This is a genomic window from Streptomyces sp. S.PNR 29 (assembly GCF_030386795.1).
Taxonomy (GTDB): domain Bacteria; phylum Actinomycetota; class Actinomycetes; order Streptomycetales; family Streptomycetaceae; genus Streptomyces.
This window is the reverse complement of the sequence record NZ_JANUQM010000001.1, coordinates 676,242-700,852: the sequence shown is the minus strand read 5'-3', so window position 1 is coordinate 700,852 and position 24,611 is coordinate 676,242. Positions and strand designations below refer to the sequence as shown.

Sequence of the window (24,611 nt, the reverse complement as noted above, 5' to 3'; positions counted from 1 at the left end):
CGCCCGAAGGAACGCCCGCCGTCACCCCTTGCTGACCGCCGCCAGGATCTCCGGCAGTCGCCGCGCCGTCTGCGGGGCGGCCAGCCGGAGCCCGAGCGCCGTGAGCCCCGCGCCGTACGCCGAGCCGACCGGCAGCAGCAGCCAGGCCCAGTCGTCACCGCCCGCGCTCACGTTCAGCCAGATCGTCAGCGCGATGACGGGAGCGCACAGCAGCGCGGCCCCGATCATCCCGCCGAAGATGGAGATCCAGGCGAGCCCGACCTGGCCCGGAGCGACGTTCTTGTAGCCCTCCTGCGGGATGGAGTACGGGAAGCGGGCGGACGTCCACGCTCCGGACGCCAGCATCGCGCCGAGCAGCGCGAAGGACAGCCCCAGCGCCTCGGGCAGACGCGCCCACTCGCCGAGCATCGCACTCGTCAGCACGGTCACGAACGCCGCGTACGGCAGGGTGATCACCAGCAGAGCCAGCGCCCGGGCGCGCAGCTCCACGTAGGCGTCCCGGGTGGACGAGATGGTCATCGCGACCATCCAGAACGCGGACGTGTCCTGCCCGAACTGGTTGTACATCTGGATGCCGAGCATCCCGGCGGCGAAGCAGGCGAAGTAGACCGTGCCGGTGCCCTGCCAGGCGTTGAACACCGGCACGATCAGCCCGATGGCCAGGGACGTCACCCACGCCGACTTGGTCTTGGGGTCGCGCCACACATACCGCAGGCTGCGCTCCATCACCGTCCCCGTGCGCCCCGCGGGCAGCAGCCGCCCGAGCCCGGTCGAGGCCCGCTCCCGGCCGGCCGTGTCGGCGGCGGGCAGGGTGGACTCGTCGGGCGCGGTCATCAGCCGGGTCAGCTGCCGCGACCACACCCCGACCAGGACGACCAGGACCCCCGCGCTCAGGGCCAGCTGGACGACCGCGACGCCGTACGAGCCCTCGCTCACCGAGTGCGCCGCGTCGATCGCCGAGGCGGGCGGCAGCCACCGCAGCACGTCGGCCACCGGGTCCAGCTCAGCCAGCCCGGACGTCCCCAGCCGCTGCGCCCCGAAGTTGACGACCTGCGCCCCCACCGCGATGACCAGCCCGCTCAGCACCGCCAGGTCCCGCCCCTTGCGGCTGGTCAGCAGCCGTACGTTGGCGGCGGCGACGGCCCGCGCGAAAGCCACGCACACCAGCAGCGCGAGGACGACACCGGCGACGCCGACGACGTACGCCGCCCCGCCGTGCGCGACCGCGATCACGGAACCGGCCAGCAGGCACAGCGTGAACAGCGGCCCGACCCCCACCAGGGACGCCGCGAGCAGCGCCCGCACCAGCGGACGGGGACGCAGCGGCAGCATCACCAGCCGGGTCGGGTCGAGGGTCTCGTCGCCGCTGGGGAAGAACAGCGGCATCACCGCCCAGCCCAGCCCCAGCACCGCCACCAGCAGCACGACCAGCGACTCGACATGCGCGTGCCCGCGCAGCGCGATCAGCCCGATCAGCTGCAGCGCGGCGAACAGCAGGGCGGCGACCGCCGACGCGGCATAGGCGGCCCGCCGGCTCCCGGACTGCCTGAGCCCGTTCCGCAGCAGCGACAGCTTCAGCCGTACGACGACCGCGGTGACCGTCGGCGCGCTCACCGGGCCCCGCCGCCCAGCCAGTCCAGATCCGTCCCGGCGTCCCGGCCGTGCGCGCCGACGAGTTCGAGGAACGCCCGCTGCAGCGAGGGCGCCTCGCCGCGCACCTCGGCCAGCGTCCCGTGCGCGCGAATGGTGCCGGCGGCCATAACGGCCACCCAGCCGCACAGGGACTCCACGAGCTCCATGACGTGGGAGGAGAAGACGACGGTCGCGCCGGAGGCGGTGTAGCGCTCCAGAACGCCCCTGATCGTCTGCGCGGAGACGGGATCGACGCCCTCGAACGGCTCGTCCAGGAAGAGCACTTCGGGATTGTGCAGCAGGGCGGCCGCGAGTCCGATCTTCTTCCGCATCCCGGTCGAGTAGTCGACGACCAGCTTGTGCTGGGACCCGGCCAGGTCGAGGACGTCGAGGAGCTGCGTGGCCCGCTTGTCGACCTCGGCACCGGGCAGCCCGCGCAACCGCCCCATGTACGCCAGCAGTTCCCGCCCCGACAGCCGCTCGAACAGCCGCAGCCCCTCCGGCAGCACCCCGATCCGCGCCTTGACTTCCACCGGATCACGCCAGACGTCATGCCCGACGATCTCCACCGACCCCTGATCGGGCCTGAGCAGCCCGGTCACCATCGACAGCGTGGTGGTCTTCCCGGCCCCGTTCGGTCCCACGAGCCCGATGAACTTCCCCGCAGGCAACTCCAGATCGATCCCGGCAACGGCGATCTGCTGCCCGAATCGCTTCCAGAGCCCCTGTATCCGTACGGCGGCCGTACCCACCGCAGTTCCCTCCGTCATATGAGAACCCTACGGGGGAACAACGCCCCGGAAAGGAGCGCGGGGAGGCAGGACCGTGGGCGTCGGCTACCGATCCCTGCCGCACGCATACGCGAGCGGCGAGATCAACTCCTCCACATCCGGCAACCACCGATTCGCCGGCGTGGGCCGGCAGGCCCATTGCACAGCCCCGCACGACCCGAACCGCGTGGGCGGCGCGGCCACATACGCACCCTCCCCGAGCGCCACGAGGTCGAGCGACGACAGCGACCAGCCGATCTTCCGCACCAGCTCGGGCACCTTCGCGGCGGCCCCCGGCAGCACGAAGAACTGCATCCGCCGGTCCGGCGCCAGGGTCACGGGCCCGAGCGTCAGCTCCATCCGCTCCATGCGGGCCAGCGCGAGAAACCCGGCCGTCTCCGGGACGGAAATCGCGTCGAACGTACGTCCCGTGGGCAGCAGGATCGACGCCGTCGGCTGCTTCTGCCACATCCGGCGGGCAACGGTCGCGCTGCCCGTCGCCTGGGTCGCCCAGTCCGTGCGCGCCGGGTGCGCGCCGGGGGCGGCGCACGCGGCGTCGCCGCAGGAGCAGCGCTGCACGCCGTCGACGGCTTCCAGCCAGGTGCCGGGGAACACGTCCCAGTGGCGTTCCTCGGCGTAGCGAACGGCTGTCTCCAGCAGCGATGACCCGCGCTGCTTCGGAATCTGACCGGCAATCTGTGCGGCTTGGGTGCCCGGGATCGTCTCTTCCACGCTGAACTCAACTCCCGCGCCCACCTGGAGTTACGGCAGTAGCGCGCGCGGGGGAGGAGCATCGCCTGTGGCTCCGGGGCGCATGGGTGCATGTGTGGGGGCGCGCGAGAGGGCTGACGGCGGGAGCTGGGTAGCCACGTGTGGGGTGACTTCAGCAGTTACTCCGGCAAATCCTCGCAAGCCTCGCATTTTCGGCATGTTGGCGGGGCATTGATCTTCACGGCCGGATCTTTTCGCCGCCAGGTGAGGGGGTCCGGTCAGGGACGGCACGTCAACCCGGTGCACGGGCAGGCACCGCAGCCTCAGGAAGGTGAGCCGAAGGGCAGCAAGTGCCCGCAGGCGAACCGCCGGAAAGCAGGGGGTACGCCATGGCCGCAAGGCCTCTCGTCGCGCGGCAGCCGAACGAACGGCTGCAGGCGCTCATTCAGGAAGCGGGTTGCTCCAACGCGGGGCTGGCCCGCCGCGTCAACATGTGCGGCGCCGAACACGGCCTCGACCTGCGGTACGACAAGACGTCGGTGGCGCGCTGGCTGCGCGGACAGCAGCCGCGGGGACGGGCGCCGGCGATCATCGCGGAGGCGCTGGGCCGCAAACTGGGACGTACGGTCACGATCGACGAGATCGGCATGGCCAACGGCAAGAACCTCGCGTCGGGTGTCGGCCTCCAGTTCTCGCCGACGGTACTGGGGGCCATCGAGCAGGTGTGTGAGCTGTGGCGCAGCGACGTGGGCCGCCGGGACTTCCTGTCCGGCTCGTCCGTCGCCGCGTCCGCGCTCGTCGAGCCCAGCCGCGACTGGCTGATCTCCGCGCCGGACGCACAGGTGGCGCGCTCGGCGGGGCCCCGGGTGGGCCAGTCCGACGTGGCGGCCGTGCGCGCGATGACACAGGCGCTGGTGGAGCTGGACCACCAGTACGGCAGCGGGCATGTGCGCCCGGTCGTCGTGCACTACCTCAACAGCGTCGTGTCCGGGCTGCTCGCCGGCTCCTACCGGGAGTCGGTGGGGCGTGAACTCTTCGCCTCAGTGGCCCGGTTGACCGAGCTCGCCGGGTACATGGCCGTGGACACCGGGCAGCCGGGCCTCGCCCAGCGGTACTACATCCAGGCGCTGCGGCTGGCCCAGGCGGCCGGGGACCGGGGGTACGGCGGGTACGTCCTCGCCGCGTCCATGAGCCACCTGGCCGCGCAGCTCGGAAACCCGCGGGAGATCGCGCAGTTGGCGCGCGCGGCGCAGGAGGGGGCGCGGGGGCGCGTCACACCGCGCGCGGAGGCCATGTTCCATGCGGCGGAGGCGCGCGGGCACGCCCTGCTGGGCGACGTACGGGCGGCCCACGCGGCGGCCGGCCGGGCGGTGAGCGCGCTGGAGGCGGCCGACGCGGACTCCGGGGACGACCCGGCGTGGATCGCGCACTTCGACGAGGCCTACCTCGCCGACGAGCTGGCGCACTGCCACCGGGACCTCGGGCAGGCCGAGGCGGCGGCGCGGTACGCGCGGGAGTCGCTGGCCGGGCACCCCGAGACGCGGGCGCGCCGGCGGGCCATCGGCTATGTACTGCTCGCCACCGCGCAGGTGCAGCAGCGCGAGGTCGAACAGGCCTGCAGCACGGGGCTGAAGGCCGTGGAACTGCTGGAGACGCTCCGCTCCAACCGGGGCGCCGAGTACCTGGAGGACTTCCAGCAGCGCCTGGAGCCGTACCAGGAGGAGGCCGTGGTGAGGGAGTTCGGGGCGCGCCTGGAGCTGCAGGCGGCCGCGTGAGGACACCGGCCGTCGCCGGGTGACGCGGGGGCGGCCGGTGCGTGAACCTGCGGGTAACAGCTGCCCGGCGGGAAGGAGGTGGCCTTCGCGGCGCACCGCGACCCGGTTTTGTTACCGCTGTCACAGGGAAGGAGGTCGCGTCCTGTGCAGCGTGGCACCGGGCTCTGGGGACCCGGTAGCGTGAGCCGACGATTCCGAAGTTCCCCCATTAGTAGGAGTCCCGGTGACGCAGAGTGGACAGGGCGAGGAGCCCTCGGCGCGCCCCGCGCGCGAAGGCATCGTGCTGCCCTCCGACGGTGGCGAACCGCTGCTGCCGGGCATGACAGGCGGGTCCGGCGACCGGCCGTCCGGTCAGTACCCGCCGGCACCCCCGGCCCCGGCGCCCCCGGCCGGCGGCCAGGCGTGGGACCGCCCGTGGGGCCCCGACCAGCACCAGGGACCGCCCGCGGGCCAGAGCTGGCCCACCCCGCCCGACCAGCAGTGGGGTTCACCCGAGGCGTCCCCGGCCGCCTGGTCCTCGCAGGGCCAGGCGCAGCCCGCCGACGGGCCCGGCGCGCTGCCCCCCGAGGGCGCGCACCCCCCGGCGTACGGCGCGCAGCCGTCGTACGCGCCGAACGGCCACCCGAGCGCCCCCCAACGGCCGACCACCCCCGACGGATACGGGGCCCCCGCCCCGAGCGCACCCCTGCCGCCCGCGGGCACCGGCGCCTACGGGCCGCCCCCCACCGGGGCACCGAGCGCACCCCTGCCGCCCTCGGGCGCCGAACCGTACGGCCGGCCCACCTCCGGCGCGCCCATGCCCCCCGCCGACGAGGGCGCCACCCAGTACCTGCCGCCGGTCGCCGCGCCCGTGGACGAGGGGGCGACGCAGTACATACCGCCCGTCGGTCCGGGGGCGCTGCCGCCCGAGAGACCCGCCGGGACGCCCTCCGAGGAAACGCGGTTCCTGGGCCGTGTGCCGCAGGGCGGGCCCCGGCCGGGCTCCGCCCCGCAGCCGGGTGCCGGCCCGCTCCCGCCCGCCTCCCACCCCGACGCCGAGGCCACGCAGTACATCGCACCGGTCGCCGGGCAGCCCGCCGGGGCGCCGTACGGGCAGCCGCCCGCCGGGTTCGAGAACCTGTTCCGCAGCGAGGGCGGCGACGGCTCGGCCGGGGCCACGCAGCAGCTGCCCGTCATGGAACATCCGCAGGCCGCGCAGCCCCCGTACGCCCCCCAGGGTCCGGGTGGCGGCGGCCGGGGCGGCCGCGGTGGCCGTACCGGATCGCGCCTGCCGCTGATCGCGGCCGTCGGTGTCGGGATCGCCGTCCTCGGGGTCGGCGCGGGAGCGCTGCTCGCGGGCGGCGGCGGTGACGACCAGGACGCCGGCAACCAGACCGTGTCCGCCACGGCCCCCGCGACCGAGGGCTCGGCGTCGCCGTCCGCCGACCCGGCCCGGCAGCAGGCCGTGGAGCTGGACAAGCTGCTGGCCGACAGCGGCGACAGCCGGAGCACCGTGATCAACGCGGTCGCCGACGTGAAGCGCTGCGACAACCTCGCCCAGGCGGCCAAGGACCTGCGCGACGCGGCCAGGCAGCGCACCGATCTTGTCACCCGCCTCTCCGGCCTCACGGTGGACCGGCTCCCGAACCACGCCGCGCTGACCACCGCCCTCACCAAGGCGTGGCAGGCGTCGGCGTCGGCCGACAACCACTACGCGGCGTGGGCGGACCAGGTCGCGGGCAAGAAGGGCTGCCGGAAGGGTCAGGCCCGCACCACCGCCCAGACCCAGGCCGGCAACCGGGCGAGCGGCACCGCCAGCGTCGAGAAGACCGAGGCCGCGAAGCTCTGGAACGCGATCGCGAAGACATACGGCCTGACCGAGCGCCGGCCGACCCAGCTGTGACAGCAGGGGCGGGCCGGCCCGGTCCGCCCCCCCGGCTCAGCTCACGTCGGCGTTCTGCAGCGTCCTCGTCGTGTCGACGAAGCCCTTGCGCGCCGACACCAGCCGTCCGCCGCGTACCACCTGCAGGGTCACATTGGTGTTGACCAGGCGCGGGAAGCCCACGGACGCCAGCTTGTCCTGGAACCTCCAGTGCAGCGTCGGCGTGAGCCCGCCCGTGGTGACCTTCAGGCCGCTGTCGAGGGCCTTGGTGATGGTGTCGGCGGTCACCTCGCCACCGCCGAGGGACTCGACGATCTCCTTGAACGCGGTGTAGGCGATCCACGTGGTCTGCACTCCGGCGTCCGCGGGATCGATGCGGTTGTCGCCGAAGGCCTCCTGCTGGATCACCTTCTTCATCCGGTCCCAGCGGGCATCGCTCTCCGGCGGGTACCAGCCGGTGACGTACGACCCCTCGTACGGCCCCGACGCCCCGCCCGTCGCGTCGATCGTCGTCTGGTCGACGCTGCCCAGCACGGTCGCGGTCCGCACCGCGGGGTACTCCGCGCGGGCACGCCGGAAGGAGTCCATGAAGGTGTCGGTGCGGTCCCCGAGCGCCGGCACCACACAGCCCTTCTCCAGCGGGTCGGTCGTCGACCCCTCCAGAGCGCGCTCCGCCTGGCTGTCGTACTCGGTGGCGTCCTCCGCAGCCAGCTGGTCGCGGGCCCGCGTGTGTCCGCCCGCCTTCAGACCGGAGTCGAGCAGCGCGGGCAGCTGGTCACCGGCGATGGTGTCGGGCCGGATCAGCGTGACGGGACCGCAGGCGGAGGCGAGCGCGCTGCCGAGGCCGGCGAGCAGCGCGGGCTGGCCCCCGTTGACGGGGTACGACAGGGGGCTGGTGAACTCGGTGTTCGTGATGCCGTAGCCGCCGATGTACGGAATGCCGGCCCCTTCCAGCGGGGGGAAGAACGAGTCGGCGTACTGGCTGTAGGATCCTACGACCGCGACGGCGTTCTCCTTGACCGCGCGGCGGGCACACTTGGCGGCTGCCACGCTGTCGTTGCGGTCGTTGCAGGTCAGGACGTTGAGCTTGCGGCCGTTGATGCCACCCTGGGCGTTGATCCAGCGGGCGTAGGCACGCGCGAAGGCGGGCATGCCGGGCTTGTTGGTGGCGCCCGTGTCCTGGGGCGCCCAGGTCATGACGGTGATCGGGTCGTCCCCGGAACCCCCCGTGGTCCCGGGGACGACCCCGCAGCCGGCGGCGAGGGCCCCGCACGCCACCAGTGCGCCTGCGGTGCGGACGCCGGTGGTTCGCAGAGGCCGGGTGAAGAGGCCGGGCAGGAAGGTGCGGGGGAAACGTCGCCTACCGGTCATGGACCCGCACGATTCCGTCACACAGCTAACCTGGGTGTGCCCGCAGGTCAACAATGGGTGACCCGAGGGTGAATTGGAGGGGGTGGTGGGGCTCCTGTGGAGGGGAACGTACGATCGATGACCGTGCAAGGTTCGGAGAACTCTTCCCGTCGCGGCCGTCGCTCATTCACCATGGGCGGCATGCCACTCAATGACATGCCGTGGTGGCGCTGGCGCTGCAATGTGCGCTCCGCGCTGCACATGCTCTCCGACCCGGTGTTCCAGCGGGACGTCTGGCTGGCCGGCGTCGACGGCTACGGCGACGTCACCGACGCGGTGTACCGGCTGGTCGAGGACACATGGCTGGACCACTGGTCCGCCGAGAAGTACGTCGGCACGATCTTCCGCGACTCGCAGGAGGCGGCGCTCGTCGACACGGCCGTGCTGCGCGTGCTGCGGATCATGCACCAGGTGGGACCGGACGCTCCGGTGCACGCCTACCTCGACCACCACGCCTGGCCGGAGGCGGTACGGGCCGCGCGCGACGCCCATGTGCGGATGGCCGCCGCCGACGAGGAGGACCCCGACGCGCCGCCGCGGACCCTTGAGGTGCTGCGGATCCTGACGCGGTCCGCCTAGCGGGACGATTGCCCGGCGCCCAGCAGCGTGTGGGAACCTGTCCTGCATGAACGAGCAGTCCACCCGGGTCGCGGCTCCGGCCGACCAGTACGTCCTCACGATCTCCTGCCCTGACAAGAAGGGCATCGTGCACGCCGTGTCGAGCTACCTCTTCATGACCGGCTGCAACATCGAGGACAGCCAGCAGTTCGGCGACCACGACACGGGACTGTTCTTCATGCGCGTCCACTTCTCGGCGGAGGCTCCGGTGACGCTGGAGAAGCTGCGGGCCAGCTTCGCGGCCATCGGTGACTCCTTCCAGATGGACTGGCAGATCCACCAGGCCGAGGAGAAGATGCGCATCCTGCTGATGGTCAGCAAGTTCGGGCACTGCCTGAACGACCTGCTCTTCCGTGCCTCGATCGGTGCGCTGCCGGTGGAGATCGCCGCTGTGGTGTCCAATCACACCGATTTCGCCGAACTGGTGTCTTCCTATGACATTCCCTTCCACCACATCCCGGTGACCAAGGACACCAAGCCGGAGGCCGAGGCCCGGCTGCTGGAGATCGTGCGCGAGGAGAACGTCGAGCTGGTGGTCCTCGCCCGCTACATGCAGGTGCTCTCCGACGACCTGTGCAAGCAGCTCGCCGGGCGGATCATCAACATCCACCACTCCTTCCTGCCGAGCTTCAAGGGCGCGAAGCCGTACCACCAGGCGCACGCGCGCGGTGTGAAGCTGATCGGCGCCACCGCGCACTACGTCACCGCCGACCTCGACGAGGGCCCGATCATCGAGCAGGAGGTCGAGCGCGTCCGCCATGACGTCACCCCCGAGGGGCTGGTCGCCATCGGGCGGGACGTCGAGTGCCAGGCGCTGGCGCGGGCCGTGAAGTGGCACGCGGAGCGCAGGATCCTGGTGAACGGGCGGCGGACGGTCGTCTTCGCGTAAGGCCGGCGGCGCCCTCCCCTCGAAGGGGGCCCGTCGCTACATCCGGCTCAGGGACGCCGTCGCGAACAGTACGTCCCTGATCACCTCCCGGTCCCCGACCTGCCCGGCGGCGGCCTCCTCCGGCGGGATGTGGCCCGCGGCCAGGCGGCAGAACTCCACGGCGTCCAGCGCCACATGGGCCACCTCGTGGTCGGCGGAGCCCACCGCGCCGGGGGAGTCCAGCGGGATCAGCCACTCGCCGCCGCCCGAACCCTCGATCTCCAGCCGCAGAGTGCGCCCCGGTTCACCGGCCGGAACGAGGTGCCGGTGGCGGCCGGGCGCGGCCAGTCCGGACCGGCGCCGCTCCGCCAGCACCCGCGGCAGCATGCGGGCCGCGAGGTCGAACATACGGTGCAGATGGCGCGGGGCGGGCGGATCGTACGGGTAGTCCACCGCCTCGGCGATGTCCTCCGCGTGCACCCAGCACTCGAAGGCGCGGTCCAGCATCGCGTCCTGCAGCGGCAGCTCGAAGTCGCCGTACGGGACCGTCGTCCGTTCCGGGCCCGAGCCCGTGAAGGACACCGTCCGGACCAGCGCGTGGCTCTGCTCACGCCACGGCGCCCGCACCGAGCGGGTGGGCGGGAAGTGCGAGGCACGCCAGTACGCCTGGGTGCGGTCCGCGGGGGTCGGCGCCTCGGCCGAGATGTCGCCGAGAGGGTCGTCCAGGCCGAGGGCGACCGCGACCAGCCCGTCGACGCTCAGCAGGTGCGCGATGACGCCGGCGACGGTGGTGCGGCGGCTCGTCGCACGGTCCGTCTCGAACCAGCGCAGCCGCACGGGCGCGTGCCACTCGGCATCTCCGAAGTCCTGCAGCAGCGCGTCCAGGCGCGCGGTCTCGGCGTCGTACGGAGCGGCCCACTCGGGCACCGGGACGCGCGGCGGGCGCCGCTCCAGGCAGCCCTCCAGGACGCGGGTGCGCAGGGCCGGGTTCAGGTCGAGGCTCTCCGGGCGCTGCAGCAGGCCGACCGCGTCGCGCAGCCGCAGCGCCTCCTCCGCGCAGGGGCCGCACTCACCGAGGTGCACCTCGACGGCCGCCGCCTCCTCCGGCGAACAGGCGGCAAGCGCCCACGCCCCGAGCAGCGACTTCAGCACGGGGTGTCCCAGCGCGAGCGGCACCGGCCGGGGCGCCGGCTCCGCGAACTCCGCCAACGTGGGCAGCGGCAGCCCGGTGTCCTCGACGGAGGCACGCGGCATCGGGATACGGGGCGGCGGCCCGGGATCGCGCCCCTCGCGCCCCTCAGGGCCACCGGGACCATCGGACCCACCCCCTCCACCGGACCCGCCCGCTCCACCGGGCCCGCCCGCTCCACCGGGCCCGCCCGGTCCGCCGGGCGTGCCGGGGTTGCCGGTCTCGCCGGAGCCGCCGGTCCTGCCCGGCGGGTCCGGCTCTCCGGAGCGGCGCCGGCCGGACCCGGTCTCCGGCGCGCCTTCGGTGCCCTGGGTCGCCGTGCCGTCCTTCTCGCCGGTCTCGTCCCCGCCGGTGCCGTGGAACCCCTCGTGTCCCTCGTGCCCGTACCCCTCCTGCTGGTCGTACGCCTCGAACCGCCCTGCCCCGGTCACACCGCACCCCCGTGTCCGGGCGGAGCCCCGGGTGTGCCGGCGTCATGGGCGGTGGAGAGGAGCTGGAGGCCCAGGCGGAGGCGGCGGCGGGCCTCGTCCTCGGTGACGCCGAGGTCGGTGGCGGTCTGGTGGTAGTCGCGGCGCTGGAAGTAGGCGAGTTCCAGGGCGGCCCGCAGTGGGGCGGGCATGTTCTGGACGATGTAGTCGGCGCGGGCGGCGACCGAGGCGTGGCGCACCTTGCGCTCCAGTTCCTCGGTGGTGCCGGGGCCGCCCCGGGCGAGGGCGGCCGTCTCCGTGTCCCGCAGCCGCTGTACGGCGAGACGGTGGGTCAGTGCGGCGATCCAGGAGCGCAGGGGTTCCTGTTCGGGGTCGTAGGCGTCCGGGTGCTCCCAGACGTGGGCGAAGACATCGCGGGTGATGCGGTCGGCGGCCCGCTCGTCCCCGAGGACGCGGTGCGCGAGGCCGTGCACGAGCGAGGCGAACCGGTCGTACAGCTCACCGAGGGCGGCCGCCTCTCCGCGCGCGAGCCGCTGCTGCATCATGCGGTCCCGGCGGGGCGGTACGTCCTGCTTCGCCATGCGGCTCCTCCACCCCCCTCGATCGTGTCCAGCCTGTGGCCACCGTCTTCTCGAATGTAGTCGGCACATCTGACAGTGCACGCCCCTTTGTTGCAATGCGCGCCCCCGGCAGGCCGGGGGTGGTAGAGGGGCCGGGCGCCATGAGCCGAGTGCAACTCGGGCCGCGCCTACCCCTCCACCGTCCGATCAGAACCTGCCCGAGACTCGATCGAGACACGATCGAATGGGATCGAATACCGCGTGAATCAGCCTCTTTCGAACAGTTTCCGTTTGCCCTGTGGTGTTTGCGGGAACGGCCGCTGGGCAGCCGCGCTGACAGGAAGCGTAGGGGCTGCTTCCGTTTGGAGTTCGGGCGAGTGAAGGGCTTGGTGGTGGCGTTCAACGTGACCGGCGACGAGCAGGGCGAGTGGGCCGTGCTCCAAGTGTCGGGCGAGCTGGACCTGGTGACGTCGCCGGTGCTGCGTCAACGCGTGCACGACGCGGTGGCCGAGGGTCGCCACAGTCTCGTCCTCGACCTCTCCGAGGTCCTGTTCTGCGATTCCAGCGGCGTCGGCGTCCTCATCGCCGCCCGCCGCCTCATCCGCTCCTGCCAGGGCCGGCTGCGCCTGATCCTGCCCGCGCAGGGCGCGGTCGACGGCTCCCACGTGAACCGGGTGCTGGGCGCCCTGGGCGTCCGCCGGCTGTTCGACGTCCATCCCGATCTCGCGTCGGCCGTGGGCGAGGAGCCGCTGTCGGCCTAGGCCTGAGCATCACGGTTCCGCCACGTCGTTGTCCCAGAATTCCCCCGGTCTTGGCACAAGCGTCACTTTCTCGCGCCCGGACGGCCCCCGTCGTCGTACGCTCCCTGCCAGAGTCACCACCCCCGACGTAAGGCGGCCAGAAAAGAGATGGTCAGCAGCGAGTACGAGCGCAGGATCGCGGCCCGGTTCGCCACCTTCGATCAGGACGGCAACGGCTACATCGACCGCGAGGACTTCAGCAGAGCGGCCAAGGCGCTGCTCGCGGAGTTCGGTACCGCGGCCCGCTCCGACAAGGGCCAGGCCCTGTACATCGGCGCCGAGGCGTTCTGGCAGGGCATGGCGGGGATCGCGGACCGGGACGGCGACCAGCGCATCACCCGCGAGGAGTTCGTGAACGGCGCGGTCAAGCGCCTGCGCGACAACCCGGAACGGTTCGCCGAGATCGCCCGTCCCTTCCTGCACGCGGCCCTGGACGTCGCCGACACCGACGGCGACGCGGCGGCCACCGTCGAGGATGCCGCGCGCGTGCTGAAGGCGCTGGGCGTGCCCGAGGACACCGCGCGGGCGGCCGCCGCCACGCTCGACACGGACGGCGACGGCAAGGTCGGGGAGGCGGAGATCGTGCCGGCCTTCGCCCGCTACTTCACGGTCCCCGAGTAGCGTTCCCTGAGCTTGTACTTGAGCACCTTCCGCAGGGTCTCGCCCCGCGGAAGGGCGTCCACCAGCTCAAGCCGCTCCGGCAGCTTGTGCACCGACAGCCCCGCCGTGCGCAGGTAGGACGTCACGTCCCGCAGCGTCAACGCCTCCGCCCCCGGCGGCTGTTCGACCACCGCGCACACCAGCTCCCCGCGCTCGGCGTCGGGCAGCCCGATGACGGCCACGTCCCCGACCGCCGGGTGCCGGTGCAGCAGGTCCTCGACCTCCTTGGCCGAGATGTTCTCCCCCTTGCGGATGATCACGTCCTTGAGCCGCCCGGTGAGGACCAGGTGCCCGCTGCCGGTGAGACACCCGAGGTCGCCGGTGCGCAGAAACCCTTCCTCGTCGAAAGCCTCCGCCGTCTGCGCCGGATCCAGATAGCCGCGGCACACCGCCTCCCCGCGCAACCGCACCTCCCCGTCCACGATCCGTATCTCCATCCCCTCCGGCGGCCGGCCCTCCGTCGTCGCCAGCATCTCGGCGCTGTCGTCCGGCGACCCCATGGTGATCATCGGCACCTCGGTCATGCCGTACCCGTGCGTGAGCTGCACCCCCATCTCCCTGGTGACGGAGTGGTACAGCTCCGGCGGCTTCGGCGCCCCACCGCCGGCGAGCAGCCGCAGGGTGGGAATCAGCTTCCGGCCGGGCTGCTTGCGCTGCTCCGCCAGGAACATCGAGTAGAACGCCGTCGAGCCGCCCGCCATCGTCACCCCGTGCCTGCGGTACTCCTCCAGCGCCTCCGGCAGCGCGAACTGCTCGAACAGGACCGCCGGGAAGCCGTACAGCAGCAGCATCACCGTGTAGTCGGGGCCGCCGATGTGGGCGTACGGGAAGGCGATCGACCCGACGTCGTGCGCCGAGGGGCGCAGCGCGTGCGCGAGGCACGAGCCGCCCGCGATCAGCGAACGGTCCGTGTGCAGCACGCCCTTGGGGTCGGAGGTGGTGCCGGAGGTCCAGTAGATCCAGCGGACGGCGGTCCCGTCGGCCGGTGGCGGGGGCAGTACGGACGGGTCGCCGTCGGGCAGGCCGTCGTACGCCTCGAAGACGCCCCTGGCGCCCAGCCGCCGTGCCATCCCGGTGTGGTCGATGCCGCGCCACTCGCCCGGCACCGCGAAGAACTCCGCCTTCGACTCCCGCAGCGCGAACCCCACCTCCCGGTCCCGGTGGAAGGGGATGAGCGGTGTCTGTACGGCACCCAGGCGGGCCAGCGCGAACGACAGCAGGGCCGTCTCGACGCGGGTGGGCAGCTGCCAGGCGACGACCGTGCCGGGGCGTACGCCCATGCCGTACAGCCCGGCCGCCACCCGCTCGGCACGCGCGCGCAGGGCCCCGAAAGTGAGCGTGCGGTCCTCCTGGAGGAAGAGCGGGAGGCCGGGGGTGAGGCGGGCGCGGCGGTCGAGCAGCTCCCACAGGGTGCGGGAGGAACTCAGGGAGTGCGGGGTCTCGTTCACGGCTGCCCCCTCCTTGGCTGACGACTCGTCAGATGGGATGCTATCTGACACCCCATCAGATAAGTACCGTCCGGCGGAGGGGACCCATGACCGAACTGCCCCGCATCATCAGCGTCGACGACCACGTGATCGAGCCCGCGCACCTCTTCGAGACCTGGCTGCCGAAGAAGTACCGGGACCGCGGGCCCAAGCCCCTCACCGCCGGCATCGGTGAACTCGCCTACGTCGGCGGCAAGTACCGGATCACGATGGACCCGGACGGCCCGCCCACCGACTGGTGGATCTACGAGGACCTGCAGTTCCCGTATAAACGCAACATCGCCGCCGTCGGCTTCGACCGCGACGAGATGACCCTGGCGGGCATCACCCGCCAGGAGATGCGGCGCGGCTGCTGGGACCCGGTGGAGCGGCTGAAGGACATGGACCTCAACCACGTCGAGGCGTCCCTGTGCTTCCCGACCTTCCCCCGCTTCTGCGGGCAGACCTTCGCCGAGGCGCACGACAAGGAGGTCGCGCTGGCCTGCGTGCGCGCCTACAACGACTGGATGGTCGAGGAGTGGTGCGGCGACAGCGGCGGACGGCTCGTCCCGCTGTGCCTGATCCCGCTGTGGGACGTGGAACTGGCGGTCGGGGAGATCCGGCGGAACGCCGCGCGCGGGGTGCGGGCGGTGACCTTCTCCGAGATCCCCACCCACCTCGGACTGCCCTCCATCCACTCCGGCTACTGGGACCCGTTCTTCGCCGTCTGCGAGGAGACGGGGACCGTGGTGAACATGCACATCGGGTCGTCGTCGCAGATGCCCGCCGCCTCCCCGGACGCCCCTCCGGCCGTCCAGGCCTCGCTGTCCTTCAACAACGCGATGGCCTCGATGATGGACTTCCTGTTCAGCGGGGTGCTCGTGAAGTTCCCGCGGCTCAGACTCGCCTACAGCGAGGGCCAGATGGGGTGGATCCCGTACGCCCTGGAGCGCGCCGACGACGTCTGGGAGGAGCACCGCGCCTGGGGCGGGGTCCGCGACACCGTCCCCGAGCCGCCGTCGACGTACTACTACCGGCAGATCTTCTGCTGCTTCTTCCGCGACAAGCACGGGGTGGCGTCCCTGGACGTGGTGGGCAGGGACAACGCCACCTTCGAGACCGACTACCCGCACGTCGACTCGACCTTCCCGCACACCAAGGAGGTCGCCCTCGACCATGTGAAGGGCCTCGACGACGAGACGGTGTACAAGCTGATGCGGGGCAACGCCATCCGGATGCTGGACCTGGATCTCGACCGCTGATGGACCTCTCCTGCACACCGGAAGAGGAGGAGTTCCGGGCCCGGCTGCGGGAGTGGCTGGCCGAGGTGCTGCCCACCCTGCCCCCGAAGCCGTCCCCCGACGACTGGCCCGCCCGCCGCGCCTACGACCTCGGCTGGCAGCGCAGGCTGTACGACGCCGGGTACGGCGACGTCCACTGGGCGGCCTCCCCCACGGTTCGGCTGATCTTCCTGGAGGAGACGGAGAAGGCGGGCGCCCCCTATGTGGGGGCGGGGTTCGTGGGGCTGCTGCACGCCGGGCCGACGATCGCCGTCGAGGGAACGGCCGAGCAGCGGGCGCGCTGGCTGCCGCCGATCCTGCGCGGCGAGGAGGTCTGGTGCCAGGGCTTCAGCGAACCGGAGGCCGGATCCGACCTGGCGTCCCTGCGCACGCGCGCGCGCAGGGACGGCGACGACTACGTGGTGAGCGGGTCCAAGATCTGGACCTCCCATGCGGAGGTCGCCGACTGGTGCGAGCTGCTCGTGCGGACCGACCCGGCCGCCGCGAAGCACCGGGGCATCACCTGGCTGGCCCTGCCGATGAACGCGCCGGGCATCACCGTACGGCCGCTGCGGACCCTCGCCGGATCGGCCGAGTTCGCCGAGGTGTTCCTCGACGAGGTGCGGGTGCCGGTCGCCAACCGGGTGGGCGCCGAGAACGACGGCTGGCGGGTGACCATGGTGACGCTGTCCTTCGAGCGCGGTACGGCCTTCGTCGGCGAGGTCGTGGCATGCCGGCGCGTGCTGACCGAACTCGCGGCCGAGGCACGCGGGAACGGCCGCTGGGACGACCCCGCCCTGCGGCGGCGGCTGGGCAGGCTCAACGCGGAGTTCCGGGCGCTGTGGCGGCTGACGCAGTGGGACGTGAGCGAGGCGGAGGCGAGCGGGGGAGTGCCGGGCGTCGGGGGTTCGGTATTCAAACTGAGGTACTCACACGCGCGTCAGGAGCTGTACGACGCGGCGGCCGAGGTCCTGGGCGCCGACAGCCTGGACCTGGACCGGCCGTGGATGCCGGACCGCCTGTCCTCCCTGTCGTACACCATCGCCGCCGGCACCTCGCAGATCCAGCGGAACATCGTGGCCGAACGGATCCTCGGACTGCCGAAGGGGCGGTGAGCATGCGCTTCCGACTCACTGAGGACCAGCGCGCCCTGCGGGACGGTGTACGGCAGCTCCTGGCCCGGTGCTTCGATCTGCGCGCGGCCGTGCGGGGCCCGGGGGCGCTCGACCGTGCGCTGTGGCGGGAGCTCGGTGAGGCGGGGTTCTTCGCACTGCGGGTGCCGGAGGCCGAGGGCGGGGTCGGACTCGGGCTGCCCGAAGCCGTGTTGGTGTTCGAGGAGGCCGGGCGGGTGCTGCTGCCCGGGCCCCTGGTGGCCACGCACCTCGCGGCGGGCGTGGTGCCGGGGGCGGCGACCGGGGAGACGGTCGTGACGGCCGTCTCCGGCGGGCTGGCGGAGTGGCTGACCGAGGCGGACGCCGTCCGCGGGGACGCCACCGGTGCCGTACCGCTGCGGTCCGTGGACCCGCTGACGCCCCTGCACCGGGTGCCCGGAGCCGTCCCGGACGCCGATCCCGTCGCCGTCCTCCTCACCGCCGCCGAACAACTGGGCACGGCTGCTCGCGTGTGCGAGCTGGCGGTGCAACACGCCCGGGCGCGCGAGCAGTTCGGAAAACCCGTCGGGGCCTTCCAGGCGGTGCAGCACCTGTGCGCGCAGATGCTGGTGCGGGCCCGGACGGCCCGTGCCGCCGTGTACGCGGCGGCCGTCACCGCCGACCCGGTCGACATCGCCGCCGCCCGGCTGCTCGCCGACGAGGCCGCTGTACGCGGCGCCCGCGACTGCCTCCAGGTGCACGGTGGCATGGGCTTCACCTGGGAGTCCGAGGTCCACCTGCACCTGAAACGAACATGGGTACGGACCCACCGTGCAGGTGATGTGACGGAGAGTGAGGAATTTCTCGCGGCGGATCTGCTGACCGGAACGGCCTGACAGGCCCCTGGGCTGGGACGTCGCCGACACCGCCCGCGAGGATGTCACGGATCGTGGCATAACGGAACTACGGAGCGTTGATTTCGGGCTGTGTCCGGCGTGTGACTCGTCACAGCCCGGAGTCGGCGCCACGCTCCGGTACCTTGTGGGAGATGCGAGTGCTTCCGAGCGCGAGCCGTGCCGGTGTTGCCCCTGAGGCGGCTCCGGATCCGGCGGTGCGCACCGCTTTTCGCAGGGCAGACGCGCTTTCCGCCGCTGCCTGTTCGACTGTTCAGGGCGAGCGTCGCACAGTATGCCGCACGAGTACTCCTTCGCGCTGGAATATGCCCGAAGCGCTTGTTGGGGTGACTGTACGTCAACCATGCTGTCCCACAGGGAATTCACGTTCCGTGACCCTGGTCCCGGCCGTTGTTCTGGCCATGCAGAAAATGGCTACGATCGTGGCCCTCGTGAGGCGTGAGCCTTTGTGTCCGCCGGTTCGGATGGTGTGAGCGGTGCAGGTGCTTCAAGTGCAGCTGGAGATCCGGCCCGACCCCGCGGAAGTGGGGCGGGCGCGGCGGTGGGCCCGCTCGCGGCTCGCCGGGTCCGGGATAGAGGTCGACGAACCGCTCGCCGAGACGCTGATCCTGCTCGTCTCCGAGCTGGTCACCAACGCCGTGGTGCACACCGGCTGCCCCGCCGTGCTGCGGCTGTCGCTGCCGGGCACGGTGACGGAGGAGGCCACCGTCCGCCTTGAGGTCGCCGACACCAGCGACCGTGCCCCCGTGCCCCGCTGTGCCGGCGACGACGCGACCGGCGGCCGGGGCCTCGCGCTCGTCGACGGCCTCGCCGACCGCTGGGGCTGGAGCCGTGACGGCGCCGGCAAACGCATCTGGTGCGAACTGGACCGCTGTGCGCAGCGCCGGGCGGCCGCGGCGGCGTGCGGAGGCGCTGCGGTGGCGTACGACGGCGGCGCGTCGGCGTATGAGGGGCTGGAGTACGAGGCGGTTTAGGGGCGCGGGTGCACGGAGCCTCGGGTTCCCGTGGGGCGGGTGAGGTGGTGCGCCGGGATGTGCTTCCGTGCGCGCCTTCGGGAAATGGGGCATAAGGGGTGAATCGCCGAACCGGTGTTGACGCCTCGTGACTGATTGATCACGCTTGAGGTCCGCGATTCGCCGCGAGGGGACGACGAGGGCTCCGGTGGCAGGGGTCCTCGGCGAGTGTGGGTCGTGGTTCGGCGTGGGTTTCCTCAGGGCCACCGGGAACCGGGGCGGGAACGCCGGGGTCGGGTGGCGGCGCGTGATGCCGTGCTCGGGGCGGCCAGCGCCGCGCCGCCAGCCGACTCGTTCCTCCGGCCGCCCGGCGCGAGAGCGTCCGCCGCCTAGAGGATCGCGACCGGCGCCACCGGGGTCCCCGTCGCACCGGCGAAGGGCTCGGGCATCGCCGACAGCAGGAACGTGTAGCGGCCCGTTTCTCCACAGGCTGTGGACAACTCTTCGAGATTCCAGTTCTGGCCCTGGAGCATCCCCATCTCGACCAGATCGAGCGCGTGCACCGGCAGCCACAGGTCCTCCGTCTCCGGCGGAAAGATCTCGAAGGTGAGCGTGTCGTTCGCGACGGCGGCCGCATCGCGCGCGTGGAACCACTCCGGCGTGCGGATCGACAGTCCCGGTGACGGATACCCGTACGCATGCCGGTCCCCGGCGAGGTAGACCTGGATCTGCCCGGTCCGTACGAGCACGATGTCCCCGGCGCGCACGCGCGTACCGGCGAGTTCCTCGGCGGCTTCGAGGTCTTCCGGTGTGACCGCGTGCCCGCCCTGGAGCCGGTCCGTGCCCAGTGCCCGGGCGACGTCGAGCAGCACCCCGCGCGAGACGATGTGCCGGGCCTTGTCGATGCCGGAGAACCCGGCACCGCCGTGCGCGGTGATGCTCCCGGCCGGGCGGCCGTTGTAGAGCTTCCCGGAGTGCGAGACGTGGGCCAGGGCGTCCCAGTGGGTGGCCGCCTGCAACCCCATGGTCACGGCGTCGTCGCTGCACGCCACCGTGTCCGGCCCGAAGACCTCCTGGTTGATCTGCACCATGACGTGCAGCGGATTGACCCGCCCCGGGATCATCCCGGTCTGCACACCGTCCTGCCGGAGGGGGAGGGCGAGCGGAATGCGGCGCCCGCTGCGGACGCAGGCGGCGGCCTCGCGGACGACCTCGTCGGTGATCAGGTTCAGGGTCCCGATCTCGTCGTCGGCGCCCCAACGCCCCCAGTTGTTCACGCGCTTGGCGATCTCCTGGAACTCCTTGGGCAGTGACATGGGCCCTCCCCGGGGCTTGTGCCCGCCCGTCCGGCGGGTCATAAAATCTAACGGACCGTCAGAAACTGCGGGAAGGGGCCGGGCGTGGGGAGCTTCTTGGCGGGCAAGGTCGTCGCCGTGACGGGTGCCGGGCGGGGCATCGGCCGTGCGGTCGCGCTCGGGGCGGCGGCCGAGGGCGCGAAGGTCGTCGTCAACGACTACGGGGTGGCGGTCGACGGCGCCTCCCCGACCAGCGAGGTCGCCGAGGCCGTCGTCAAGGAGATCGAGGCGGCCGGCGGGGACGCGGTCGCGGTGGCCGACGACATCTCCACCATGGCGGGCGGCGCGCGGGTCGTCGACACGGCGGTGTCGTCGTACGGGCGGCTCGACGGTGTGGTGTGCGTGGCCGGGATCCTGCGCGAGCGGATGCTGTTCAACATGACCGAGGAGGAGTGGGACCCGGTCGTGGCGACCCATCTGAAGGGCACCTTCACGGTCTTCCGGGCGGCCTCGGCGGTGATGCGCGCCCAGCGCTCCGGCACCCTGATCGGCTTCACCAGCGGCAACCACCAGGGCTCGGTCTCCCAGGCCAACTACAGCGCCGCGAAGGGCGGCATCGTCTCGCTGGTCCGCAGCGCCGCGCTGGGCCTGCACAAGTACGGGGTGACCGCCAACGCGGTGGCACCCGTCGCGCGTACCCGCATGTCGGCCAACGTCCCGGTGGAACTGACGGAGATCGGGGAGCCGGAGGACGTGGCCGCGCTGGTGGTGTACCTGCTGTCCGACCGGGCCCGCGAGGAGGACATCACCGGGCAGGTCTACACGATCGCCGGCCCCAAGATCGCCGTCTGGGCCCAGCCGAGGGAACTGCGGGCCGCGTACGCGGAGGGCTCCTGGACACCGGAGCGGATCGCGGACTTCCTGCCGGGGACGGTGGGGGTGGATCCCATGCCGATGCTGGAGCGGGTGCGGGAGATGGAGCGGGCGGCGAAGGAGGGGGCACGGCCGAACGTGTGAGGAGCACCCGAGGCAGGAGGACACCGTGGAGTTCGGGTTCACCGAGGAAGACCAGGCGTTCCGCGCGGAGGCCAGGGCATGGCTCGCCGCCCACGCCACCGGCGTACCGGACCGCCGTACCTGGGAGCGCACCCTCGGCAAGGCGGGCTGGATCGGCCTCGGCTGGAGCGAGGACGGGTACGGCAACCGGCGGGCGACGCTCACCCAGCAGGTCGCCTGGGCCGAGGAGTACGCCCGGTCCACGGCACCCCCGCGCTCCGGGCACATCGGCGAGAACCTCCTCGCCCCCACCCTCCTCGCCCACGGAACCGCCGAACAGAAGTCCCGCTTCCTTCCCCCGATCGCCGCCGGCCACGAGCTCTGGTGCCAGGGCTACAGCGAACCCGACGCCGGCTCGGACCTGGCCGGAGTGCGTACGAGAGCCGAACGGACCCCGGACGGGACGTACCGGATCACCGGCCAGAAGATCTGGACGTCCCTCGCCCACGAAGCCGACTGGTGCTTCGTCCTCGCCCGCACGGAACCCGGCTCGCGCCGCCACCACGGACTGACCTTCCTCCTCGTCCCCATGGACCAGCCGGGCCGCGTCGAGGTCCGTCCCATCCGCCAGATGACCGGGACCAGCGACTTCAACGAGGTCTTCTTCGACGGGGCCCACGCGCGCGTGGAGCACGTCGTCGGCGGCGAGGGCGACGGCTGGCGCGTCGCGATGAGCCTGCTCGGCTTCGAACGCGGAGTCTCCACCCTCGCCCAGCAGATCGGCTTCGCCGAGGAGCTGGGCCGGGTGGTGCGGACGGCCGTGGAGACGGGCGCGGCGAACGACCCCGTCCTCCGCGAACGGCTCGTCCGCCTGTGGGCGGAGCTGCGCGTGATGCGGTTCAACGCCCTGCGCACCCTGGGCGGTCCGGCCGACGAGGGCGCGTCCAGCGTGGCCAAGCTGCTGTGGGGCGGCTGGCACCAGCGGCTGGGCGAGCTGGCGATGCTGGTGCGGGGCGCGGAGGCGAGCGCCGGACCGTCCCCCTGGTCGCCGTCGGCGCCGTACGCACTCGACGCGCTGCAGCACCTGTTCCTGTTCTCCCGGGCCGACACCATCTACGGCGGCTCGGACCAGATCCAGCGCACGATCATCGCCGAGCGGGTGCTCGGCCTGCCCAGGGAACCCAGGGGATAGCGGAGGGCCGCGATGCGAGGCGTGGTGTTCGACGGGAAGCGGGCCCAGGTGGTGGACGACCTGGAGGTACGGGACCCGGGCCCCGGCGAGGTGCGGGTCGCGATCGCGGCGGCGGGACTCTGCCACAGCGACCTGTCGGTGGTGGACGGGACCATACCGTTCCCGGTTCCCGCGGTGCTGGGCCATGAGGGCGCGGGCCTGGTGGAGGCGGTGGGCGAGGGCGTCACGCATGTGGTGCCCGGCGACCACGTCGCCCTGTCCACGCTGGCGAACTGCGGCACGTGCGCGGACTGCGACCGGGGCCGGCCGACGATGTGCCGGCAGGCGATCGGCCGCCCGGGCCGGCCGTTTTGCCGCCGGGCTCACCCCCTGTTCCAGTTCGCCTCCACCTCTGCCTTCGCGGAACGGACCGTGGTGCGGGCCGTGCAGGCGGTCCGCGTCCCGGCGGACATCCCCCTGCCGTCGGCGGCGCTGATCGGGTGCGGGGTGCTGACGGGGGTGGGCGCGGTCCTGAACCGGGCGAGGGTGGACCGCGGGGACAGCGTCCTGGTGATCGGCACGGGCGGCATCGGCCTCAACGTCCTCCAGGGCGCCCGGCTGGCGGGAGCGCTGCGGATCGTGGCGGTCGACGCGAACCCGGCGAAGGAGGCGGTGGCGCGGCAGTTCGGCGCGACCCACTTCCTGACGTCGGCGGAAGGGGTGCGGGAGATCCTTCCGACGGGCGCGGACCACGCCTTCGAGTGCGTGGGCCGGGTGGAGCTGATCCGCCAGGCCGTCGACGCGCTGGACCGCCACGGCCAGGCGGTCCTGCTCGGCGTCCCGCCCGCCACCGCCGAGGCGTCCTTCCGCGTGTCGTCGATGTACCTGGACAAGTCGATCCTGGGCTGCCGCTACGGCTCCTCGCGCCCCCAGCGGGACATCGCGCTGTACGCGGACCTGTACCGGGAGGGCCGGCTGCTGCTGGACGAGCTGGTGACCCGGACGTACCCCGTCGAGGACTTCGACAAGGCGGCCGAGGACGCGGGGGCGGGGAGGGTGGCGCGGGCCGTACTGACGTTCTGAGCAGCCCGGTCGGCGGGTTCCCAGCTCAGTGCGACGACGTCGCCGTGGCGCCCGGCGCGACGCCTCCACCGGCGCTGCCCCTGGCCCGGAAGGTCCGGCGGTATGCGGTGGGGGTGACCCCGAGCGCCGCCTGGAGGTGCTGCCGCATCGACTGGGCCGTGCCGAAGCCGGCGTCCCGGGCCACCTGGTCGACGGACAGCTCGGTGGACTCCAGCAGGTACCGCGCCCGTTCGACCCGCTGCTGGGTGAGCCACTGCCCCGGGCTGATGCCGACCTCCTCGCGGAAGCGGCGTGTGAAGGTGCGTACCGACATCGACTCCTGCTCGGCCATGTCCCGCAGCTGGATCGGCTCGTGGAGGCGGCCGAGCGCCCAGGCGCGGGCCGTGGTCGTGGACGCCTGCTGCGGATCGGGCACGGGCCGGTGGATGTACTGCGCCTGCCCGCCGTCGCGATGGGGCGGTACGACGGTGCGGCGGGCCACGTAGTTGGCGACCGCGGTGCCGTGGTCGCGGCGCAGGATGTGCAGGCACAGGTCGATCCCGGCCGCGACACCGGCGGAGGTCAGTACGTCGCCGTCGTCGATGAACAGGACGTCCGCGTCGACCTTGATCTTCGGAAAGAGCCGCTGGAAGCGCGCGGCGTCGGCCCAGTGCGTGGTGGCGGGCCGGCCGTCGAGGTATCCGGCGGCGGCGAGGACGTAGACGCCGGTGCAGATGGAGGCGAGCCGGGTGCCGGGCCGGATGCGGGCGAGGGCGGCGGCGAGTTCGCCGGTCAGCACGCCCTCCTCGTAGACCGGGCCGAGTTCGTACGACGCCGGGACGATGACCGTGTCCGCGGTGGCCAGCGCCTCGGGGCCGTGGGGGACGTGCACGGCGAAGTCGGCGTCGGTCTCGACCGGGCCCGGTGGCCGGATCGAGCAGGTGACGACCTCGTACAGAGGACGGCGCCGGGCGTCCTTGGGGTGGCCGAAGATGCGGTGCGGGATGCCCAGTTCGAAGGGGAGCAGCCCGTCGAGCGCGAGGACGACGACGCGGTGCGGACGGAACGCGGAGTCGGAGGGCTCACGGGTCATGGCCCGAT

General features: G+C 72.5%; 22 protein-coding genes. 13 read left to right on the top strand and 9 right to left on the bottom strand.

From position 1 onward, the window contains the following. Positions 1 to 21 precede the first annotated feature (21 nt). The 3 genes from NW895_RS03445 to NW895_RS03435 form a co-directional block, all read right to left on the bottom strand. Positions 22 to 1,614, bottom strand: a complete 1,593-nt coding sequence (locus NW895_RS03445) for a transporter (RefSeq protein WP_289933580.1) — start codon at positions 1,612 to 1,614, stop codon at positions 22 to 24. Next, a complete protein-coding gene (locus NW895_RS03440; RefSeq protein WP_289933579.1) occupies positions 1,611 to 2,402 on the bottom strand; it encodes an ABC transporter ATP-binding protein in 792 nt (263 codons plus the stop codon). Before NW895_RS03440 ends, NW895_RS03445 begins: the two co-directional genes overlap by 4 nt. 66 nt (positions 2,403 to 2,468) lie before the next feature. Then, entirely contained in the window at positions 2,469 to 3,134 is a 666-nt protein-coding gene (locus NW895_RS03435; RefSeq protein WP_289933578.1) for a bifunctional DNA primase/polymerase, read from the bottom strand. 368 nt (positions 3,135 to 3,502) lie between these two features. Between NW895_RS03435 and NW895_RS03430 the strand changes: the two genes are divergently transcribed. Together NW895_RS03430 and NW895_RS03425 are read left to right on the top strand one after the other, a co-directional pair. Beyond that, the gene (locus NW895_RS03430; RefSeq protein ID WP_289933577.1) at positions 3,503 to 4,888 is read left to right on the top strand and encodes a transcriptional regulator; all 1,386 of its coding nucleotides are present in this window, start codon (positions 3,503 to 3,505) and stop codon (positions 4,886 to 4,888) included. A gap of 223 nt (positions 4,889 to 5,111) precedes the next feature. Then, positions 5,112 to 6,770 carry a hypothetical protein gene (locus NW895_RS03425; protein ID WP_289933576.1) on the top strand — a complete coding sequence of 553 codons (1,659 nt, stop codon included), beginning with the start codon at positions 5,112 to 5,114 and terminating at the stop codon, positions 6,768 to 6,770. A gap of 36 nt (positions 6,771 to 6,806) precedes the next feature. Here the strand turns inward: NW895_RS03425 and NW895_RS03420 are convergent, their stop codons facing one another. Beyond that, entirely contained in the window at positions 6,807 to 8,120 is a 1,314-nt protein-coding gene (locus NW895_RS03420) for an ABC transporter substrate-binding protein (protein WP_289933575.1), read from the bottom strand. Positions 8,121 to 8,237: 117 nt separating this feature from the next. Between NW895_RS03420 and NW895_RS03415 the strand changes: the two genes are divergently transcribed. Then, the gene (locus tag NW895_RS03415) at positions 8,238 to 8,738 is read left to right on the top strand and encodes a hypothetical protein (protein ID WP_289933574.1); all 501 of its coding nucleotides are present in this window, start codon (positions 8,238 to 8,240) and stop codon (positions 8,736 to 8,738) included. Positions 8,739 to 8,784: 46 nt separating this feature from the next. Beyond that, the gene (purU, locus tag NW895_RS03410) at positions 8,785 to 9,666 is read left to right on the top strand and encodes a formyltetrahydrofolate deformylase (protein ID WP_289933573.1); all 882 of its coding nucleotides are present in this window, start codon (positions 8,785 to 8,787) and stop codon (positions 9,664 to 9,666) included. Positions 9,667 to 9,702: 36 nt separating this feature from the next. Here purU and NW895_RS03405 read toward each other — a convergent pair whose 3' ends face one another. Both NW895_RS03405 and NW895_RS03400 read right to left on the bottom strand, forming a co-directional pair. Beyond that, positions 9,703 to 11,265: a maleylpyruvate isomerase N-terminal domain-containing protein gene (locus tag NW895_RS03405; protein ID WP_289933572.1), complete on the bottom strand. Its 1,563-nt coding sequence runs from the start codon at positions 11,263 to 11,265 to the stop codon at positions 9,703 to 9,705. Next, positions 11,262 to 11,843, bottom strand: coding sequence for a sigma-70 family RNA polymerase sigma factor (locus tag NW895_RS03400; protein ID WP_289933571.1), 582 nt, complete (start codon positions 11,841 to 11,843; stop codon positions 11,262 to 11,264). The genes NW895_RS03405 and NW895_RS03400 overlap by 4 nt, the downstream gene beginning before the upstream one ends. 365 nt (positions 11,844 to 12,208) lie before the next feature. Here NW895_RS03400 and NW895_RS03395 point away from each other — a divergent pair, with 365 nt between their 5' ends. Beyond that, positions 12,209 to 12,583, top strand: coding sequence for an STAS domain-containing protein (locus NW895_RS03395; protein ID WP_289933949.1), 375 nt, complete (start codon positions 12,209 to 12,211; stop codon positions 12,581 to 12,583). 147 nt (positions 12,584 to 12,730) lie between these two features. Further along, positions 12,731 to 13,243, top strand: a complete 513-nt coding sequence (locus NW895_RS03390) for an EF-hand domain-containing protein (protein ID WP_289933570.1) — start codon at positions 12,731 to 12,733, stop codon at positions 13,241 to 13,243. Here NW895_RS03390 and NW895_RS03385 read toward each other — a convergent pair. Then, a complete protein-coding gene (locus NW895_RS03385) occupies positions 13,222 to 14,730 on the bottom strand; it encodes an AMP-binding protein (protein ID WP_289933569.1) in 1,509 nt (502 codons plus the stop codon). The genes NW895_RS03390 and NW895_RS03385 overlap by 22 nt on opposite strands. 86 nt (positions 14,731 to 14,816) lie before the next feature. Between NW895_RS03385 and NW895_RS03380 the strand changes: the two genes are divergently transcribed. The 4 genes from NW895_RS03380 (at position 14,817) to NW895_RS03365 (ending at position 19,007) form a co-directional block, all read left to right on the top strand. Beyond that, positions 14,817 to 16,010 (top strand): amidohydrolase family protein, encoded by a 1,194-nt coding sequence (locus tag NW895_RS03380; RefSeq protein ID WP_289933568.1) that lies wholly within the window; start codon positions 14,817 to 14,819, stop codon positions 16,008 to 16,010. Next, positions 16,010 to 17,143, top strand: a complete 1,134-nt coding sequence (locus tag NW895_RS03375) for an acyl-CoA dehydrogenase family protein (protein ID WP_289933567.1) — start codon at positions 16,010 to 16,012, stop codon at positions 17,141 to 17,143. Before NW895_RS03380 ends, NW895_RS03375 begins: the two co-directional genes overlap by 1 nt. A 2-nt stretch (positions 17,144 to 17,145) precedes the next feature. Next, positions 17,146 to 18,015, top strand: coding sequence for an acyl-CoA dehydrogenase family protein (locus NW895_RS03370; RefSeq protein ID WP_289933566.1), 870 nt, complete (start codon positions 17,146 to 17,148; stop codon positions 18,013 to 18,015). A gap of 509 nt (positions 18,016 to 18,524) precedes the next feature. Next, entirely contained in the window at positions 18,525 to 19,007 is a 483-nt protein-coding gene (locus NW895_RS03365; RefSeq protein WP_289933948.1) for an ATP-binding protein, read from the top strand. 368 nt (positions 19,008 to 19,375) lie between these two features. On the opposite strand, the gene NW895_RS03360 is transcribed toward NW895_RS03365, so the two are convergent. After that, complete coding sequence (locus NW895_RS03360) at positions 19,376 to 20,302, bottom strand: cyclase family protein (RefSeq protein ID WP_289933565.1); 927 nt, start codon at positions 20,300 to 20,302, stop codon at positions 19,376 to 19,378. 84 nt (positions 20,303 to 20,386) lie between these two features. On the opposite strand from NW895_RS03360, the gene NW895_RS03355 reads away from it, so the two are divergent. The 3 genes from NW895_RS03355 to NW895_RS03345 are packed head-to-tail and all read left to right on the top strand — an operon-like array spanning position 20,387 to position 23,531. Continuing rightward, positions 20,387 to 21,298, top strand: a complete 912-nt coding sequence (locus tag NW895_RS03355) for an SDR family NAD(P)-dependent oxidoreductase (protein ID WP_289933564.1) — start codon at positions 20,387 to 20,389, stop codon at positions 21,296 to 21,298. A 25-nt stretch (positions 21,299 to 21,323) separates the two neighbouring features. Beyond that, positions 21,324 to 22,469 carry an acyl-CoA dehydrogenase family protein gene (locus tag NW895_RS03350; protein WP_289933563.1) on the top strand — a complete coding sequence of 382 codons (1,146 nt, stop codon included), beginning with the start codon at positions 21,324 to 21,326 and terminating at the stop codon, positions 22,467 to 22,469. A 12-nt stretch (positions 22,470 to 22,481) separates the two neighbouring features. Beyond that, positions 22,482 to 23,531 (top strand): Zn-dependent alcohol dehydrogenase, encoded by a 1,050-nt coding sequence (locus tag NW895_RS03345; RefSeq protein WP_289933562.1) that lies wholly within the window; start codon positions 22,482 to 22,484, stop codon positions 23,529 to 23,531. A 25-nt stretch (positions 23,532 to 23,556) separates the two neighbouring features. Here NW895_RS03345 and NW895_RS03340 read toward each other — a convergent pair whose 3' ends face one another. Further along, on the bottom strand, positions 23,557 to 24,603 hold the full coding sequence (locus tag NW895_RS03340) for a helix-turn-helix domain-containing protein (protein ID WP_289933561.1): 1,047 nt from the start codon (positions 24,601 to 24,603) through the stop codon (positions 23,557 to 23,559). Positions 24,604 to 24,611 lie beyond the last annotated feature (8 nt).

Coding starts and splice junctions, on each gene's coding strand:
- NW895_RS03400 (WP_289933571.1), bottom strand. CDS start 11,843: ATGGCGAAGCAGGACGTACCGCCCCGCCGGGACCGCATGATGCAGCAG.
- NW895_RS03380 (WP_289933568.1), top strand. CDS start 14,817: ATGACCGAACTGCCCCGCATCATCAGCGTCGACGACCACGTGATCGAG.
- NW895_RS03440 (WP_289933579.1), bottom strand. CDS start 2,402: ATGACGGAGGGAACTGCGGTGGGTACGGCCGCCGTACGGATACAGGGG.
- NW895_RS03375 (WP_289933567.1), top strand. CDS start 16,010: ATGGACCTCTCCTGCACACCGGAAGAGGAGGAGTTCCGGGCCCGGCTG.
- NW895_RS03360 (WP_289933565.1), bottom strand. CDS start 20,302: ATGTCACTGCCCAAGGAGTTCCAGGAGATCGCCAAGCGCGTGAACAAC.
- NW895_RS03430 (WP_289933577.1), top strand. CDS start 3,503: ATGGCCGCAAGGCCTCTCGTCGCGCGGCAGCCGAACGAACGGCTGCAG.
- purU (WP_289933573.1), top strand. CDS start 8,785: ATGAACGAGCAGTCCACCCGGGTCGCGGCTCCGGCCGACCAGTACGTC.
- NW895_RS03390 (WP_289933570.1), top strand. CDS start 12,731: ATGGTCAGCAGCGAGTACGAGCGCAGGATCGCGGCCCGGTTCGCCACC.
- NW895_RS03340 (WP_289933561.1), bottom strand. CDS start 24,603: ATGACCCGTGAGCCCTCCGACTCCGCGTTCCGTCCGCACCGCGTCGTC.
- NW895_RS03370 (WP_289933566.1), top strand. CDS start 17,146: ATGCGCTTCCGACTCACTGAGGACCAGCGCGCCCTGCGGGACGGTGTA.
- NW895_RS03420 (WP_289933575.1), bottom strand. CDS start 8,120: ATGACCGGTAGGCGACGTTTCCCCCGCACCTTCCTGCCCGGCCTCTTC.
- NW895_RS03415 (WP_289933574.1), top strand. CDS start 8,238: ATGACCGTGCAAGGTTCGGAGAACTCTTCCCGTCGCGGCCGTCGCTCA.
- NW895_RS03345 (WP_289933562.1), top strand. CDS start 22,482: ATGCGAGGCGTGGTGTTCGACGGGAAGCGGGCCCAGGTGGTGGACGAC.